The sequence below is a fragment of the Curvibacter sp. GW821-FHT01G03 genome, from assembly GCF_059422285.1.
Genome location: NZ_JBWKWP010000004.1, coordinates 309,543 through 323,396, shown reverse-complemented (window position 1 = coordinate 323,396; position 13,854 = coordinate 309,543). Strand labels below are relative to the sequence as shown.

Sequence of the window (13,854 nt, the reverse complement as noted above, 5' to 3'; positions counted from 1 at the left end):
AAGCGCCCGGCCGCCGTGACCGGGCCTGCTTCTTGCCTGCATCTTCAGGCCAGCCCGGGTGACGCTTGACGTCCCCGGTGCGTTCTCCTTTTTATTGTCTGGATCCCCATGCCCTCTTCGTTTTTCCGCCCTGGCCGTGCCGGCCTTCTTCATGGGGCGGGTTGAGCCATGGTCCGCCTTGAACTTCTGATTGCCTTGCGCTACGTGGTGGCCGCCCCGGGGGCCGACTTCATCTTCAACATCCAGCTGGCCCACACCCGGCGCCAGTGGGTGCTGCACGAGCAACTGCTGGTCAGCCAGCCCCTGCCCCTGCTGATGCACACCGACCCGGCCACCCAGGCGCGCAGCCTGCGCCTGAGCGCCCTGCCCGGGCCGCTGGAGGTCAGCTACCGGGCCACGGTGGACCTGGACCACCTGATACTGCCGCCTGCTGCCATCCCCGAGGTGCCGGTGGCCCAGTTGCCCCCCGAGGTGCTGACCTACCTGTACCCCAGCCGCTACTGCCAGTCGGACCTGCTCAACGCCCTGGCCATGAGCGAGTTCGGCACCTTGCCCCATGGCTATGCCCGGGTGCAGGCGATCCAGCAGTGGGTGCAGCAGCGGGTGCTGTTCAAGTCGAGCAGCAGCAACTCGATGACCTCGGCCATCGACACCTTGCGCGACGGCGTGGGCGTGTGCCGCGACTTTGCCCATTTGATGATTGCGCTGTGCCGCGCCGTCAACATCCCGGCACGCTTCACCACCGGCATTGATTTCGGGGCTGACCCAACCCTGGGCCCGACCGACTTCCATGCCTATGTGGAGGCTTATCTGGGCCACAACTGGTACCTGTTCGACCCCTCCGGCACCGCCATCCCGATGGGCTTTGTGCGCATCGGCACCGGGCATGATGCGGCGGATGCCTCGTTTGCGACCATCTTCGGGGCGGTCAGTTCAGAGCCACCGCACATCGAGATCGCGGCCCAGCTGACCACCCAGCCCGGCTCGATGCTGCCGTATCGGCGCAGCGAAGGCGTGTCCACCGACGGGCAGAACCTGCCTCAGTACTGGGTGCGCTGAGTCAGAGCGGCCGGGTAGATCGGTGTCCAGTCGGGCACCAGTGGGGTGAACAGCAGGGCAAAGCCCATCAGGTTCAGCACCACGGTCAGCCAGAACCAGCCGCGAAAGCGCAGCTTGGCCGATTTGTGGCGCAGGCGCTCCTGCGCCAGGATGGCGCCGGGCCAGCCACAGGCCAAGCCCAGCCACAGCAGGGTGCGTTCGCTGGTGCGCCACTGGCCGCTGCGGGCCGCCGATTTGTCGGCGGCATAACTCAGGTAGCAGACCAGGCTCATCACGGCATAGACCCCTCCGGCACCCCAGGGCACCTCCCAGCGCAGGCTGGCAGCCACATACAGGGTGATGCCGGCCGACAACGCCAGCACGCTGCTGCTGCGCCAGCGCACCGGGGGGCGCTGGCGCGGGCCTGATCCGGGGCGGGGCGGTGGGTGCCCCGTGCGGTGGGTGGGGCGTGGGGGACGTGAAGCGGTCACGTCAGGGCTTGGGGGTCTTAGGCTTGAAATCGCACCAGGCGGCCACGCTGCAGTGCCAGCATTGGGGCTTGCGCGCCTGGCACACATAGCGCCCGTGCAGGATCAGCCAATGGTGCGAGTCGACTGCGTAGGCGGCCGGCACCCGCTTGAGTAACTGCTTCTCTACCTCCAGCGGGTTCTTGCCCGGGGCCAGCCCGGTGCGGTTGCTGACCCGGAAGATGTGGGTGTCCACTGCCATGGTGGGCTCGCCAAAAGCCACGTTCAGCACCACGTTGGCCGTCTTGCGGCCCACGCCCGGCAAGGCTTCGAGCGCTTCACGCGTGCGCGGCACCTGGCCGCCATGCTGCTCGACCAGGATGCGGCAGGTCTCCAGCAGGTGGCGGGCCTTGCTGTGGTACAGGCCGATGGTTTTGATGAAGTCTTCAAGCCCGTCCAGGCCCAATGCCAGGATCTTCTCGGGGGTACCCGCCACCGGGAACAGACGCCGGGTGGCCTTGTTCACGCCCACATCGGTGGCCTGGGCTGACAGCAGCACGGCGGCCAGCAACTCAAACACCGTGGTGTATTCAAGCTCGGTGTTGGGTTGGGGGTTGGCCGCCTTGAGGGTGGCAAAAAAGGGTTCGATGTCGGATTTCTTCATGCGGGTTCAATGTGGGCTGAACCGCATTGTGTCGCGTCCCGGGCGGGCTTGCAGCCAAGCCCTGTTGGCCCGGGATCGGTGCCGGCAGGGCTTTGTCATTGCAGCGAGCTCATGTCGATGAAGCTGTCCACCGGGGGCAGGTGGGCGGCCATCCACTCGGCATCCAGCTGCAGCGCCTGCATGACCTCCTGGGGCAGGCTGGCCACAGCTTGCTGAACTTCGGCCGGATCGGCGGCATGGGGTGCCGTCTCGGCCAGCAGTTCTGCCAGGTGCAACAGGCCGGCCATGCGGCAGAAGGGGCGGGTGGCCATGGGCTCGGAGGCATGTTCCAGCCCACGCACGATCAGTTCCGGGAAGTTCCAGCGCCGTGCCATCTCGGCGCTGACCTGGCTTTCGGTGAAGCCCAGCAACTGGGTTTCGCGCTGCCAGCGCCCGCCGGGCAGGTGGGGCTGGCGTTCGATCTCGGACAAGGCTTGCGGCAGGCGCTGGCCGATCACCAGCTCGCCCAGGCGCAGCATCATCCCGGCCAGCCACGCGGCCTGGGGGTCGACCTCCAGGCGCTGGGCCAGCCACGTGGCGTAGCCGGCGCAGGCCATGCTTTGCTCCCAGAACTCCTGGCGGTTCAGCCCCGTGATCATCGGGAAGGCCCCGTTCAGGCAGGCCGACAGCGCCAGGGTACGGACTTGCTCCATGCCGGTCATGAGGATCGCGTCGTCCAGACTGGCCACCGTGCGCGGCAGGCCGAAGCGGGCGCAGTTGGCCAGGCGGATCAGCTTCACGGTCAGGGCCGGGTCGCGGGCCAGGATGTCGCGCACCGAGCGCGGGGAACTGTCATCGTCGTGCAGGGTTCGGATCAGGGTGTGCGCCACCTCGGGCATGGTGGGCAACTGGACGCTCTGGAAAAAGGATTCAAGCTGGGGCATGGACAATTCCTCGTCAGAGTTGGGTAGGTTCCTCATTTATGCCCTTCGTCGCCTGATTTGTATATGGATGTTTCACGATGTTGGTTTGCCGTCCATCATCAATTCGGGCTCAAGCTGGGGCTTGGCGGTGCCATGTGTACGTTGAGCGGACGCGAATTGGCGACAATGTGCGTCCGAAAGTGAGATGCACCATGCCATTGCAATTTGCCGACCGCCTCGACAACGTCGAAACCTCTGCCATCCGTGAACTTTTCAAGCTGCTGGGCAAGCCCGGCATCATCAGCTTTGCCGGGGGCTTTCCCGACAGCGCCATGTTCGATGTCGACGGCATCCGCGAAGCCGTCAACACCGCATTGACCGAGGAGGCGGGCGGGGCCCTGCAATACGGCGCCACCGAGGGCTACAACCCTTTGCGTGAGCAACTGGCCCGCTTCATGACTGACAAGGGGGCCAGCGACGTGGCCCCCGAGAACCTGATCGTCACCACCGGCAGCCAGCAGGCGCTGGACTTGCTGGGCAAGGCCTTGATCAGCCCCGGTGACAAGGTGTTTGTGGAGGGGCCCACCTTTTTGGCCACCATCCAGTGCTTTCGCCTGTATGGTGCCGAACTGGTCAGCGCACCCATCGATGGCGAGGGCGTGAAAGTGGACGAACTGGAGGCCTTGATCGCCGAGCACCGCCCCAAGTTCATCTACCTGATCCCCACCTTTGGCAATCCGAGCGGCGCCACGCTGAACCTGGAGCGACGCAAGAAGGTGCTGGAACTGGCCGTCAAATACCAGACCCTGGTGATCGAGGACGACCCCTATGGCGACCTGTACTTTGGCGCTGCGCCGCCGCCCAGCCTGCTGAACCTGAGCGCCAGCGTGCCGGGCAGCCGCGAGTTGCTGGTGCATTGCGGCTCGCTGAGCAAGGTGCTGTCGCCTGGCCTGCGCGTGGGCTGGATGATCGCGCCGGCCGAGTTGCTGGCCAAGGCCACCATGTGCAAGCAGTTCAGCGACGCCCACACCAGCACCTTTGCCCAGGCCACGGCCGCCCAGTACCTCAAGGCCGGGCGCATGCCGGCCACGCTGGCCAAGGTGCGCTCGGTGTATGCCGAACGCGCCCAGGCCATGGGCCAGGCCCTGCGCCGCGAGTTGGGCGAGGCCATCGAGTTCACCCAGCCGCAGGGCGGCCTGTTCATCTGGGCCCGCCTGACGGGCGCAGGCGGCAAGGTGGCCGATGGCAATGTGCTGGCCCAGCGCGCCATCGAAAAAGGAGTGGCCTTTGTGCCGGGGGCGCCGTTCTTCTGCGCCAACCCCGACCACGCCACCCTGCGCCTGAGCTTTGCCACCGCCGACGTGGCCAAGATCGAAGAGGGCGTGGCCCGCCTGGCCCAGGCGCTCTGATCAGGCTTTTTGATCGCCGCCCTGGGCCTGGGCGGCGGCGGCCGCCGCGCGCAGCTTGTCTTTCTTGCTCGGGCGTTTGCCCTTGACGCCGCCGGTGCCAGGCACCGGGGCCAGATCGGGCGGTGGCGGAGCCGCCACCTCCTGGGGCTCAAAGCCCTCGATCTGTTCGCGCGGCAGGCTCAGGCGCTGGCGCTTTTCGATCAGGGCAAAGTGGGCCTCGGTGTCGGCACTGACAAAGCTCACTGCGGTGCCAGCCTCGCCGGCCCGTGCCGTGCGGCCGATGCGGTGCACGTAGTCGGTGGCAGAGCGAGGCAGGTCGTAGTTGACCACCACCGGCAACTGCATGATGTCGATGCCGCGCGCCGCCAGGTCGGTGGTGACCACCACATCCCAGCGCTCGTCCTTGAACTCCTGCAGCACCTGGGTGCGGGCCCCCTGGCTCAGCCCGCCATGGAACACCGTGGCATAGATGCCGTTCTTGTAAAGCTTGCCGGCCACCAGTTGGCAGGCGTACTGGGTGGCCACGAACACCAGGACCCGGTCCCATCCCTGGGTCTTGATGAGGTGGCGCAGCAGCTCGGTGCGGCGCCCGGCATCGACCTGGATCACCCGCTGGGTGATGGCGGGTTCGTTGGCCTCGGTGGCGGCCACTGCAATGCGCACGGGTTCGCGCAGCAGGCCGTCGGCCAACTGCTGCACCGCCGGCTCGAAGGTGGCCGAGAAGAACAGGTTCTGCCGCTGGGCCGGCAAACCGGCCAGCACGCGTTGCAGCTCTTCGGCAAAGCCCAGGTCCAGCAGCCGGTCGGCTTCATCCAGCACCAGCACCTCGATCTGACCCAGCTGGATGGCGTTGTGCGCCACCAGGTCCAGCAGCCGGCCCGGGGTGGCCACCAGCACATCGGCGCCGCCGCGCAGCCGCATCATCTGAGGGTTGATCGAGACCCCGCCGAACACCACGGCCACCTTGGGCGGGTTCTGCAGGGTGCTGCCCAGGCTGCGCAGCACCTCGCCCACTTGGGCGGCCAGCTCGCGCGTGGGGACCAGCACCAGGGCGCGCACGCGGCGGCCCCGGCCAGGACTGTGGGCTTGCAGGCGTTGCAGCAGGGGCAGGGCATAGGCCGCAGTCTTGCCCGAGCCGGTCTGGGCTTGACCCTGCAGGTCGGCGCCGCGCAGGATGGCCGGAATGGCTTCGGCCTGAATCGGCGTGGGCGCGCTGAAGCCTTGGGTGCTGGCGGCGTGGACCAGTTCGGGGGTAAGGCCTAGAGATGAAAAGGGCATGTCAGGGGGGGGCACCGGCCCCTGCTGGGGGGCGCCTGGAATAAGTCATGGGAAACCAGGGTTTTGTCCTGGCCCGTTCAGGCCGGATGAGGCCTTGGGCGCATAGTATGGCCGCTGTCGGCGGCGCTGCCCATCGAAGAGGGTGTGCGGGGCCGCTTTCATTCACAGGAGTCCGCCATGCAATACCGTTCGCTCGGCAAGAGCAATCTGCAAGTTTCTGCCCTGTGCCTGGGCACCATGATGTTCGGCGACCAGACTGATCTGGACGAGGCATCGGCCATCGTGGCCGATGCCCGTGAACAGGGGGTGAACTACATCGACACCGCCGATGTGTACACCCAAGGTGCATCCGAAGCCCTGGTCGGTCAGTTGCTCAAGGGGCAACGCCACGATTGGGTGCTGGCCACCAAGCTGGGCAACAAGATGTCAGGCCGTGTGAACGAAAGCCACTACTCGCGCAGCTGGATGTTGCGCGAGACCGAGGCCAGCCTGCAGCGTCTGCAGACCGACCATGTCGACATCCTGTACCTGCACCGCGACTTTCCGGACATGGACCTGGAAGAAACGGTGCGTGCCCTGGACCAACTGCTGCGCCAAGGCAAGATCCGCTACTGGGGGGTGTCGAACTTCCGGGGCTGGCGCATTGCCGAACTGGTGCGACTCGCGCAGCAGGTGGGCATGCCGGGCCCGGTGGTGTGCCAGCCCTATTACAACCTGCTCAATCGCATGCCCGAGGTCGAGATCCTGCCGGCCTGTGCCCATTACGGCATCGGCGTGACGCCCTACAGCCCGATTGCGCGCGGGGTGCTGACCGGCAAATACCTGCCGGGCCAGCCGCCGGCAGAAGGCAGTCGCGTGGCCCGGGGCGACAAGCGCATCGCCGAGACCGAGTTCCGTGAGGAGTCGCTCGTGATCGCCCAACAACTCAAGACCCATGCCGAGGCCAAGGGTTGCACGCTGGCGCAGTTTGCCACCGCCTGGGTGCTGGCCAACCGCAGCATCAGCTCAGTGATCGCGGGCCCACGCACCCTGAAGCAGTGGCAGGACTACCGCCCGGCACTCGATGTGGTGATCACCCCCGAGGACGAGGCCCTGGTCGATGGGCTGGTGGCGCCGGGCCACCCGTCCACGCCGGGCTACACCGATCCGGCCTACCCGCTCACGGGGCGCCGGCGCTGAGGCAGGCCCCCAGGGGCCGGGATTGGCTGGCCCCAGCGTGGCCTTTGGGCATCATTTCTTCAGGCTGATGACCCGGGTCTGGGTCACGCTCTTGAGGCCTTCCAGACCAAATTCCACCCCCAGCCCCGAGCCCTTGAGGCCGCCGAATGGCACCATGGGGTGCACGGCCCCGTGCTGGTTGATCCACACCGTGCCGGCCTGCAGGCGCAGGGCCACGGCGCGGGCCTGTTCGGCATCCCGACCCCAAACTGAGGCCCCCAGGCCCACGTCAAGCCGGTTGGCGCGGGCCACGGCGTCGTCCAGATCGCGGTAGCGCACGATGGGCAGCACCGGGCCGAACTGCTCCTGGTCCACCAGCGGGGCACCGTCGTCGATGTCGGTGACCAGCGTGATCGGGAAGAAATGCCCAGGTCCACCCGGGGCCTCGCCGCCGCACACGATGCGGGCACCGCCGGCCTTCGCGCTTTCCACCAGCGACACCACCTTGTCAAACTGCATGCGGTTCTGGATCGGGCCCATGGCAATACCGGGCTGCAGGCCGTCGCCCATGGGCATGGCCTGGGCCAGGCCGTGCAGCGCGCCAACCACGGCGTCGTGCAAGGCGGTGGGGACGTACAGGCGCTTGATGGCTGCGCAGGTCTGGCCCATGTTGAGGAAGGCCCCCCAGAACAGCCCCATGGCGATCTCGGCCGGGTCGGCATCGGGCAGCACGATGGCGGCGTCGTTGCCGCCCAGCTCCAGGGTGCAGGCGCTCAGTCGCTCGCCGGCCAGGGCCGCGATGCGGCGGCCCGTGGCGGTGGAGCCGGTGAACAGAATCTTGCGCACGGCGGGCTGGCTCACCAGGGTCGAGCCGACGTCGCCCGCACCGGTGACGGTGTTGAGCACGCCCGGGGGCAGGGCCGCACTGATCAGTCGGACCATCTCCAGGGTGCCGATGGAGGTGTGCTCAGAGGGCTTGATGACCACCGTGTTGCCGGCACGCAAGGCCGGGATGATCTGCCAGATGGCGATCATCAGCGGCCAGTTCCAGGGCGCGATGGCGGCGATCACCCCGTAGGGCTGGCGGTGCACCTCGTCGCGCCGGGTGTCGTCTTCAAAGGCCACTTCAACGGGCAGTGCCAGGCTGGCGGGCACGCGGGTCCAGACCTCGCAGGCGTAGGCCTCGAAGCGGGCGCCGGGTACCTGGTCGGGGCCCACGCCGCCGAGTGGCTTGCCCTGCTCACGGGTGATCCATTCGGCCAGGTGTTCCTGTTGCGCGTGCAGGATGTCGGCCACCCGCACCAGGGCGGCCTGCCGTTCGGCATCGGGCAGGGCGGCCCAGGCGGGCTGAGCGGCCTGGGCGGCAGCGACCGCCTGGGCCACCTGCTCGGGGCTGCTTTTCGGCACCAGGCCCAGCAGTTCGCCCGTGGCCGGGTTGCGGGATTCGAACGTGGTGGACGACAGCACGGGTTGGCCGGCAACGATGTTGGGGTAGGTTTTCATGGCGTGTGATCAAAAAGGGCTGGGCCGCACCTGGTACGGGCTGAGCCCGGTGAATCGATGGGTGGCAGCGTCTCGGCAGTATGGGCAGGCCGGTGCGCTTTGGCATCGCGAAGATTCGCACTCGGGTTAACCAGCGCCCCTCGCCCTGCGGGATGCTCCCTATTGCCAAGCCGCTGCGCGTCTTTAGATTGGCGGCCATGACCGATTTGCTGCTCATGGGTGAGCAACGCCATTGGCGCCAGAAGTTGTTGGAAGGCCCGCAGGCTCTGCGCTGGCGCCCGGCGCGCGATCTGGCGGCCCAGTTGCTGCTTTACCTGGACGACCCGACCGCCTGCTGGCGCCTCACCACCGACTGGATGCTTGAGACCCTGCGTGCCGACCGCGTTGATGCCGGTCTGGGCGGCTATGCGCTGGCGGGAACGGGGCCGCTTGACTATGTGGTGCTGGCCGAAACCCGGCGGCCTGGCCGCGACATGGCCTCCATGCTGGGCCAGCGCTTTGCGGCTGACGAGCAGGGCGTGCGCGAGGTCTGGCGTCGGCGCATCGGGCTGGCGGTGCCCAGTGTGGCCCGGGAGCGCAGCATGGCTGAGCCCCTGCGCGAGCGCCTGCTGCGCTCAGGGGCGGCGGCCAAGATGGCGCTTCCCTTGCATGCCGGCGGGCCGGTCGGCCTGATCTGTGCCGACTGGCAGCACGAGACGCCGCCTTGGCAGGGCGAGGTCTGCGACGAGCTGCCGGCCTTGGCGGGCCAGGTGATCGGGCCCTTGCTGGCCTTGGCCACCGAGGCCAACGCGTCAGACCGAGCCGAATCTGCACCGCGGTCAGCCTCTCTTCATCCGGTGCTGGCCCTGTTGACACCGGCCGAACGTCGGGTGGCCGAACTGGTGGCCATGGGCCTGAGTTACAAGGAGGTGGCGCGGCGCCTGGGGCGCTCGTTGTCCACCGTCGATCACCAGTTGCGCAGCATCCGAGGCAAGGCCGGGGTGGCCTCGACGGCGCGGCTGGTGCGCCTGCTCAACGCCCCGGCGGGCCAGGGCCTGTGAACAGGCTCTGATCAATAGGGCAGCCGGAACCCGTTGCGCCCGGCGTTGATGCGGGTCGCGGTGGCTTCGCCATCCAGCACCTTGGCGCTCAAGGAGACACTGGCCCCGGGCACGAGCAGGCTGCGGTCGGCGGGCCTGAAGGTGACCACCGGTGTGCCGGCCGGGACCTGAAGGGTTTTCTGTCCACCCGCATAACGCAATTGCAGGGTGCGCCCGGCGGGCGCGCTGACCACATCGGCCACCGTCGCATTCGTCATGGTGCTGTCGGCCTGCAGGTCAAAGGGGCGGTGCCCTTCGCCCAGGCCCCGGGCGGATTCGGGGAACACGGTGACCGCGATGGCCTGCAGGCTGCCATCGGCCTGGGGCCGAGCCGCCGTGCCGATGAAGCTGCCGGCCTGCACCTCCGCCAGGGTGATGGGGTAGACCTCGGCCACGCTGAGCTTCGCGCCCAGCGCCAGCGACACGGTGTCACCCTCGCGGGTGAGCACGGTGATGCGGTCTGGCCCCACCTGCTGCAGCGTGCCGCGCAGCCGTCGCACGTCCGAAGGGGCGGTCTGTGCCCACCCGGATGAGGGCACGAATGGCCAACTGGCGAGGCCCAGCAGAAAGCGCCGCCGCGCTCCGGGGGGGCGGGGTGTGGGGGGGTTAGAGGATGAGGGCGAGCGTGTTGAGGTGTGCATGGGAATCCTGGCTGCCGGGTGGATCCAGTGTAGGGGCGCGCTTCCACCGGGTTGCTGCCAGGGTCATCCGAGGCGGCGCGGGTACGCCAGAAAGCCCTCTTGCAAAGGGCCGACCCATCCCCAATTGCCAAGACATGAACACGATCCGAACCGACTTCACTCCGCTGGCCGTCCTGGCACAAATGCTGGACCGGCTCGACATCTCCCCCAAAGCCGCAGATCCGTTGCAATATCGGCTGCTGGCGCAGCGCGCCACACAGATGCTGCACGATCTGAGTGATCGGGCTGAAACCCAGGAAGGCCTGCAGGCCTTGCTGCGCCAAAGCCCGGCCTTGAGCCTGCTGTACGAAAACCTGCACTACGGCGAAGCCGGCCTGTGTCGTGCACCGCTGGCGCAGGCCGTGGAGGCCGAGGTTGCCACGCGCCAACTTCTGGGCCGCTTGGGCCCTCTGGGGTATTTGGGCCCGCAGTCGGCCAGCCGCGAGCCCGGAGCCCCGGCATGAGCCCCACTGCTGCGGCGACGGCGCTGCATGTCGTCTGCCCCCATTGCCACACCACCAACCGCGTGCAGATGGCTCAAATGGGGCAGTCACCTGACTGTGGGCAGTGCAAGCAGCCCCTGTTCGGTGGTCATTCGCTGGCGCTGGACGATGTGGCCTTGTTTGAGCGACACATCGGACGCAGCCAGGTGCCGGTGCTGGTTGACTTCTGGGCACCCTGGTGTGGCCCCTGCCGCATGATGGCGCCCGCCTTCGAGCAGGCCGCACAGCAGCTGGAGCCGCACTTTCGCCTGGCCAAGGTCAACACCGAGGCGGTGCCGGCCCTGGGCCAGCGCTATCAGATCCGCAGCATCCCGACCTTGGCCCTGTTTGTCGGGGGGCGCGAGGTCGCCCGCCAGCCCGGTGCCATGGGGGCTGCCGACATCGTGCGCTGGGCGCACCAGCATCGCTCCGCCTGAGATCGCACCACCTGAGCGCTGCCTCTCTCAGCGCACTGCGTGGGCGGCTGGCAAGCCGCGAAAGGCCGCGGTGCCGAGCAGCAACATGCCCATGATCGTGTTGTTGACGGCCACAAAGGTTTCGATCTGGTGCGACTGTGCCCAGGCGGCCACAGCGCCGGTCACCCACTGCATGAGGGCGATCCCCAGGAACATGGCCATCGTGTAGACCGCCAGGGCCCGCCCCGTGAGTTCGGGCGAGTAGGACGCACGAACATCGGCGTACTGCAAAATGATGAAGCCGCAGCCAAAGCCGATCACCAGGCTGGCCAGCACGCTCACCCAGGCCAGCGGCGACCAGGCCAGCAGGCCGAACAACAGCGCCAGCACGGTACTGAAGCCGACGATCCAGCGCCGGCGTTGCGCCCCCTCCAGTTGCAGGCGCCCGAACAAGGGTGGCCCGAACAGGCCCACCACGGACACGGCCAGCGCCACGTTGCCGCACTGCACCAGGCTGAAGCCGTGGCGTTGCAATAGCATGGGGCCCAGCCACAGACCGCGCAGGCTGATGAAGGAGGCGTAGGTGACGGAGGCCAGCGCCAGGATGCCCCAGGTGTGGGGCAGGGCGAGCAAGCGCGCCGCACTGCGCAGGGCCTGCGGCACCGATTCGGCTGGCGTGCCTGAGGGTTGCTCAGGCTCACGCACCCCCACCCAGGCGCAACACCAGGCCAGGGCGGTGGCCACGCCCAGCACCGTGAAGCCAGCGCGCCACGAACTGATCTCGATCAGCCAGGCCAGGGGCGTGCCCGTGATCAGCAGGCCCAGTCCGCCCAGGCCCATCACCAGCCCGGAGACCGCCGCAAAGCGCTCGATCGGGAAGCGGCGCGCAATGTACACCGTGCACACCAGAAAAGCCGGTGCGCAGCCTGCCCCGATCAGGGCTTGACCCAGCAGCAGCGTGCCCAGGCCGGGGGCCAGTGCCGAGACGATGGATCCCAGCACGGTGAGCGGCATGGCCAGCAGGATCGTGCGGCGGATGCCGTACAGGTCGATGCTGATGCCCATGAAGATCTGCAGCGCCCCGAAGGCAAAGTGAAAGAGGCCCGCAAACAGGCCCAGTTGGCTGGTCGACAGCTGAAAATCGGCCTGCAGCGGCGCGGCCATCATGGCGGCTACCGTGCGGTAAGCCTGGCTGAGCGTGAATCCCAGGCACAGGGTGAGCAGCATCACCCAGCGCTGGCGTTGCTGGCCAGGCAGCGAAGGACCGGGTTGGGTGGGGGACGGAGGGGGCTTGGCGGGCATCGCGCCATTCTGGCGGCAGTGCCCCAACCCCACTGTCACCCGGGTTCAGCCCCGGCGGCTGAGCTCCAGCAGGCGGTCAAGCCCGCCCTGGTTGATGGCCACCATGGCTTCGGCGCGCACGCGGGGCTTGGCGTGGTAGGCCACCGACAGGCCGGCCACCGCCATCATGGGCAGGTCGTTGGCGCCGTCGCCCATCGCGATGGTCTGGCTGGCGGGGATGCCCATCAGGGTACTGACCTCGAGCAGGGTGCGGCGCTTTTCGGCACCGTCACAGATGTCGCCCCAGGGTTGGTCGACCATGCGGCCCGTCAGCACGCCGTCCTGCACCTCCAGCACGTTGGAGCGCGCAAAGTCGATGCCCAGGCGGGCCCGGATGCGGTCGGTGAAAAAGGTGAAGCCGCCGCTGACCAGCAACACCTTGAGGCCGGCCGCCTTGCAGGCCGCCACCAGCTCGGCAGCGCCTGGGTTGAGTTGCAGCCGTTGCTCGTACACCTGAAGCATGTGTGCCTCGGTCACGCCTTTGAGCAGGGCCACGCGCTGGCGCAGGCTCTCTTTGTAGTCGGTGATCTCGCCGCGCATGGCGGCCTCGGTGATGGCCGCCACTTCGGTCTTGCGGCCGGCGGCATCGGCGATCTCATCCACGCACTCGATGTTGATCAGGGTGGAGTCCATGTCGAAGGCAATCAGCTTGTAGCTGCTGAGGTCGAACGGGGGCGTGAAGCCCTGGATCACGAGGCCGGGGGCGAATTCTTGGGTGCTCATGGGTGCCATGCTGAGTTGGTGTGATCTGCGAAATGAAGTGTGATTTTGCCTGTGCGGGTCGGCAGGCTTTTCAGGGTTGTTTGAGGTACAGCCCATCCGACCAGGTGGCGAGCCATTGCGGGCGGAAGGCCACGAAGATGGCGGCCAGCATGCCGGTCATGAAGCCGTCGGCCCAGGCCATGAGCCAGTGGGCAATGATCGACAGGTCGCCGCCGACACCGGGCAGTTCGTGACCCAGCCACTGGCCCAGCACGGTGGCCGCGAAGTTGCATAGCACGGTGCCCAGAAAGGCCCGGCCCAGGGTGTAGACGAAGAGGTGGGGCCCGATCCAGCGCCGGATGGCGGCCCCCAGCAGCAGGGCCAGGGTGGCGGGCAGCACGCCCTGCCAGAACGCCATGTCGATCATGGCCGATGGGGTAAGGCCGGCCAGCAGGCCCGCCAGCAGGGCCACACCGGTGAGCACCGGCACGGCCAGCGGCCAGCCGAGCATCAGCAAGGCCAGGCACGCCCCTGACCACTGCAGTTGCAACGGCATGGCGTGCAGCGAGGGCAGGGCCCACAGGCCCGGCAGCAGCACCAGGCAGCCCAGCACGGGCGACAGCAGGGCGCTGCCGGCCATCAGGCGCCAGGGGCGCAGCCACAGGGCCAGCAGCAGGGCGGCGGCGAGCAGACCGGTCTCCAGGTCCAGCAGCCAGGGCAGGGCAGTGTCCATGG

General features: G+C 67.8%; 15 protein-coding genes. 6 read left to right on the top strand and 9 right to left on the bottom strand.

Features of this window, described 5'->3' with window-relative positions; genetic code table 11:
* Window positions 1-168: 168 nt before the first annotated feature.
* Window positions 169-1,059, top strand: coding sequence for a transglutaminase-like domain-containing protein (locus tag AC07VS_RS07520; protein WP_494750597.1), 891 nt, complete (start codon window positions 169-171; stop codon window positions 1,057-1,059).
* Here the strand turns inward: AC07VS_RS07520 and AC07VS_RS07515 are convergent.
* From AC07VS_RS07515 to AC07VS_RS07505, 3 genes are all read right to left on the bottom strand, one after another.
* Window positions 1,041-1,529, bottom strand: coding sequence for a DUF1294 domain-containing protein (locus AC07VS_RS07515; protein ID WP_494657509.1), 489 nt, complete (start codon window positions 1,527-1,529; stop codon window positions 1,041-1,043). The genes AC07VS_RS07520 and AC07VS_RS07515 overlap by 19 nt on opposite strands.
* Window position 1,530: 1 nt before the next feature.
* Entirely contained in the window at window positions 1,531-2,169 is a 639-nt protein-coding gene (nth, locus tag AC07VS_RS07510) for an endonuclease III (RefSeq protein WP_492346290.1), read from the bottom strand.
* A gap of 95 nt (window positions 2,170-2,264) precedes the next feature.
* Window positions 2,265-3,092 (bottom strand): HDOD domain-containing protein, encoded by an 828-nt coding sequence (locus AC07VS_RS07505; protein ID WP_492346291.1) that lies wholly within the window; start codon window positions 3,090-3,092, stop codon window positions 2,265-2,267.
* A 197-nt stretch (window positions 3,093-3,289) separates the two neighbouring features.
* Between AC07VS_RS07505 and AC07VS_RS07500 the strand changes: the two genes are divergently transcribed.
* Window positions 3,290-4,480, top strand: a complete 1,191-nt coding sequence (locus AC07VS_RS07500; protein ID WP_492346660.1) for an aminotransferase-like domain-containing protein — start codon at window positions 3,290-3,292, stop codon at window positions 4,478-4,480.
* On the opposite strand, the gene AC07VS_RS07495 is transcribed toward AC07VS_RS07500, so the two are convergent.
* A complete protein-coding gene (locus AC07VS_RS07495) occupies window positions 4,481-5,758 on the bottom strand; it encodes a DEAD/DEAH box helicase (RefSeq protein WP_494750596.1) in 1,278 nt (425 codons plus the stop codon).
* A 177-nt stretch (window positions 5,759-5,935) separates the two neighbouring features.
* Here AC07VS_RS07495 and AC07VS_RS07490 point away from each other — a divergent pair, with 177 nt between their 5' ends.
* Window positions 5,936-6,937, top strand: a complete 1,002-nt coding sequence (locus AC07VS_RS07490; protein WP_492346293.1) for an aldo/keto reductase — start codon at window positions 5,936-5,938, stop codon at window positions 6,935-6,937.
* A gap of 51 nt (window positions 6,938-6,988) precedes the next feature.
* On the opposite strand, the gene AC07VS_RS07485 is transcribed toward AC07VS_RS07490, so the two are convergent.
* On the bottom strand, window positions 6,989-8,419 hold the full coding sequence (locus AC07VS_RS07485) for an aldehyde dehydrogenase family protein (protein ID WP_494750595.1): 1,431 nt from the start codon (window positions 8,417-8,419) through the stop codon (window positions 6,989-6,991).
* 197 nt (window positions 8,420-8,616) lie between these two features.
* Between AC07VS_RS07485 and AC07VS_RS07480 the strand changes: the two genes are divergently transcribed.
* Window positions 8,617-9,459 (top strand): helix-turn-helix transcriptional regulator, encoded by an 843-nt coding sequence (locus AC07VS_RS07480; RefSeq protein ID WP_492346295.1) that lies wholly within the window; start codon window positions 8,617-8,619, stop codon window positions 9,457-9,459.
* Between the two features lie 11 nt (window positions 9,460-9,470).
* Here AC07VS_RS07480 and AC07VS_RS07475 read toward each other — a convergent pair whose 3' ends face one another.
* Window positions 9,471-10,037, bottom strand: a complete 567-nt coding sequence (locus tag AC07VS_RS07475; RefSeq protein ID WP_494750594.1) for a hypothetical protein — start codon at window positions 10,035-10,037, stop codon at window positions 9,471-9,473.
* Window positions 10,038-10,273: 236 nt separating this feature from the next.
* Here AC07VS_RS07475 and AC07VS_RS07470 point away from each other — a divergent pair, with 236 nt between their 5' ends.
* Together AC07VS_RS07470 and trxC are read left to right on the top strand one after the other, a co-directional pair.
* Window positions 10,274-10,642, top strand: a complete 369-nt coding sequence (locus AC07VS_RS07470) for a hypothetical protein (protein WP_492346297.1) — start codon at window positions 10,274-10,276, stop codon at window positions 10,640-10,642.
* Window positions 10,639-11,097, top strand: a complete 459-nt coding sequence (gene trxC / locus AC07VS_RS07465; protein WP_494750593.1) for a thioredoxin TrxC — start codon at window positions 10,639-10,641, stop codon at window positions 11,095-11,097. The genes AC07VS_RS07470 and trxC overlap by 4 nt, the downstream gene beginning before the upstream one ends.
* Window positions 11,098-11,124: 27 nt before the next feature.
* Here the strand turns inward: trxC and AC07VS_RS07460 are convergent, their stop codons facing one another.
* From AC07VS_RS07460 to AC07VS_RS07450, 3 genes are all read right to left on the bottom strand, one after another.
* Window positions 11,125-12,378: an MFS transporter gene (locus tag AC07VS_RS07460; RefSeq protein WP_494750592.1), complete on the bottom strand. Its 1,254-nt coding sequence runs from the start codon at window positions 12,376-12,378 to the stop codon at window positions 11,125-11,127.
* Between the two features lie 45 nt (window positions 12,379-12,423).
* The gene (gene serB, locus AC07VS_RS07455) at window positions 12,424-13,140 is read right to left on the bottom strand and encodes a phosphoserine phosphatase SerB (protein ID WP_492346300.1); all 717 of its coding nucleotides are present in this window, start codon (window positions 13,138-13,140) and stop codon (window positions 12,424-12,426) included.
* Between the two features lie 70 nt (window positions 13,141-13,210).
* Window positions 13,211-13,852, bottom strand: coding sequence for a hypothetical protein (locus AC07VS_RS07450; protein WP_492346301.1), 642 nt, complete (start codon window positions 13,850-13,852; stop codon window positions 13,211-13,213).
* Between the last annotated feature and the right edge of the window lie 2 nt (window positions 13,853-13,854).

Bases quoted from the DNA above. Each gene is read 5' to 3' on its own strand.
- AC07VS_RS07520 (WP_494750597.1), top strand. From the start codon at position 169: ATGGTCCGCCTTGAACTTCTGATTGCCTTGCGCTACGTGGTGGCCGCC.
- nth (WP_492346290.1), bottom strand. From the start codon at position 2,169: ATGAAGAAATCCGACATCGAACCCTTTTTTGCCACCCTCAAGGCGGCC.
- AC07VS_RS07505 (WP_492346291.1), bottom strand. From the start codon at position 3,092: ATGCCCCAGCTTGAATCCTTTTTCCAGAGCGTCCAGTTGCCCACCATG.
- AC07VS_RS07495 (WP_494750596.1), bottom strand. From the start codon at position 5,758: ATGCCCTTTTCATCTCTAGGCCTTACCCCCGAACTGGTCCACGCCGCC.
- AC07VS_RS07490 (WP_492346293.1), top strand. From the start codon at position 5,936: ATGCAATACCGTTCGCTCGGCAAGAGCAATCTGCAAGTTTCTGCCCTG.
- AC07VS_RS07485 (WP_494750595.1), bottom strand. From the start codon at position 8,419: ATGAAAACCTACCCCAACATCGTTGCCGGCCAACCCGTGCTGTCGTCC.
- AC07VS_RS07480 (WP_492346295.1), top strand. From the start codon at position 8,617: ATGACCGATTTGCTGCTCATGGGTGAGCAACGCCATTGGCGCCAGAAG.
- AC07VS_RS07470 (WP_492346297.1), top strand. From the start codon at position 10,274: ATGAACACGATCCGAACCGACTTCACTCCGCTGGCCGTCCTGGCACAA.
- trxC (WP_494750593.1), top strand. From the start codon at position 10,639: ATGAGCCCCACTGCTGCGGCGACGGCGCTGCATGTCGTCTGCCCCCAT.
- AC07VS_RS07460 (WP_494750592.1), bottom strand. From the start codon at position 12,378: ATGCCCGCCAAGCCCCCTCCGTCCCCCACCCAACCCGGTCCTTCGCTG.
- serB (WP_492346300.1), bottom strand. From the start codon at position 13,140: ATGAGCACCCAAGAATTCGCCCCCGGCCTCGTGATCCAGGGCTTCACG.
- AC07VS_RS07450 (WP_492346301.1), bottom strand. From the start codon at position 13,852: ATGGACACTGCCCTGCCCTGGCTGCTGGACCTGGAGACCGGTCTGCTC.